This window comes from Aneurinibacillus aneurinilyticus ATCC 12856 (genome assembly GCF_000466385.1).
Lineage (GTDB): Bacteria > Bacillota > Bacilli > Aneurinibacillales > Aneurinibacillaceae > Aneurinibacillus > Aneurinibacillus aneurinilyticus.
In genome coordinates, this window is sequence record NZ_KE952695.1 from 1 (window position 1) to 1,369 (window position 1,369).

Here is a 1,369-nt window from a genome sequence, read left to right on the forward strand (position 1 = left end):
ACGCGTGCACCCTCTTTCCTCCACCTTATGGATACTCAACAGGTGCGGTACAGCTCCTTTCTCCAAATAAAAATGGTAGAACGGCCAAAATGATCGCTCTACCACCCATAAACTCAATCTATCTTTTTCTTCCAATCAAAATACCATAACTGGATGTGCTGCTGAGGCTCTACATCAAATTCACTACGCAACATCTCTTGAAGATTCGCATATTGAAGCTCGACGGAGTTACGATCTCCAAGTGCATCATACAAACACATAAGCATAAAATAACTTTCTTCCACATGTGGATGAAAAAGCTGAATACGCTGATATAATGCAAGTGCTTCTACATGCTTTCCCTGGGAAGCTACATAATCAGCAACCTGCAGGGCGTGTCGCAGCCACATTTCCCTTAGCCGTTGACGCTCGCTTTCCGCCCCATAAATAATCGTAATCAGCCAGGTAATCCCCCTGATATAAGTTTAGCAGCTTGAGATGCTCAGATAAGGTATTATCAGTTATAGGTAAGGCTTTGTTTATTCCTTCTTCCCACTGCTGAACATCTAATTCCACATTATTCAAATCCAGTCTGTATCCTTTGTCTAAACTTGTGATATGGACATCAGCCCCTGTATTTTCTAACGTTTTACGAACTTGATAAATGGTGGTATACAACTGGGTAAATCCTTTTTTCCAATCTGTTTCAGGCCAAAAAAGTTCAAGCAAGGCATCCTTGCGTACGAGCTGACCACGATAATGTAGTAAGTAAGCAAATAATTCCTGAGCCTTGGAAGTCCTCCAACGAATCATTACAGGCTGTTGATGGGACTGAGGAAGCTCTATTTGTAAAGATTGAAAACAGCGAATCATTACAGGACGGGCTCTAGGTGAAGCTGTCTCAGAATCTTTATGTGTGTCCAAAAGACGCTGTACCGTCTTAATTAGCCTGCTCCTTTGAGCCGGCTTTAAAATATAATCGATTGCATTCAATTCAAATGCTTTAATTGCGTGCTCATCATATGCAGTAACAAATACAATATTGATGTTATGCAAGCATCTCTCCAACCGCTCCGCCATTTCAATACCATTCGTTCCAGGCATTTCAATATCAAGAAAAACCACATCAGGTTTATCACGAACGATTGCCTCAAAAGCTTGATCGGGATTCTGGTATTTACCTATAATTTCAAAATCACCATGTCCGCTTAGTAATTTTTCAAGGTAATTAAGAGCCAGTTTTTCATCATCTACAAGAACTGCTCTCATCTTCTATTATCTCCTCTTTTAAAAGCCTAATTTTTATACATATTCCTTTACAAGGGTGTTGATTATCCAGTATGATCCAGATTGAATAATCAACACCCTTGGTATCCATAGATGGATGGAA

At 40.1% G+C, this 1,369-nt stretch carries 2 protein-coding genes; both read right to left on the bottom strand.

Going from position 1 to position 1,369, the window contains the following annotated elements:
* Positions 1 to 113: 113 nt before the first annotated feature.
* Positions 114 to 389: a bacterial transcriptional activator domain-containing protein gene (locus HMPREF0083_RS29265; protein WP_021619719.1), complete on the bottom strand. Its 276-nt coding sequence runs from the start codon at positions 387 to 389 to the stop codon at positions 114 to 116.
* Positions 358 to 1,248, bottom strand: coding sequence for a response regulator (locus HMPREF0083_RS03815; RefSeq protein ID WP_021619720.1), 891 nt, complete (start codon positions 1,246 to 1,248; stop codon positions 358 to 360). The genes HMPREF0083_RS29265 and HMPREF0083_RS03815 overlap by 32 nt, the downstream gene beginning before the upstream one ends.
* Between the last annotated feature and the right edge of the window lie 121 nt (positions 1,249 to 1,369).

Coding starts and splice junctions, on each gene's coding strand:
- HMPREF0083_RS03815 (WP_021619720.1), bottom strand. CDS start 1,248: ATGAGAGCAGTTCTTGTAGATGATGAAAAACTGGCTCTTAATTACCTT.
- HMPREF0083_RS29265 (WP_021619719.1), bottom strand. CDS start 389: ATGTGGCTGCGACACGCCCTGCAGGTTGCTGATTATGTAGCTTCCCAG.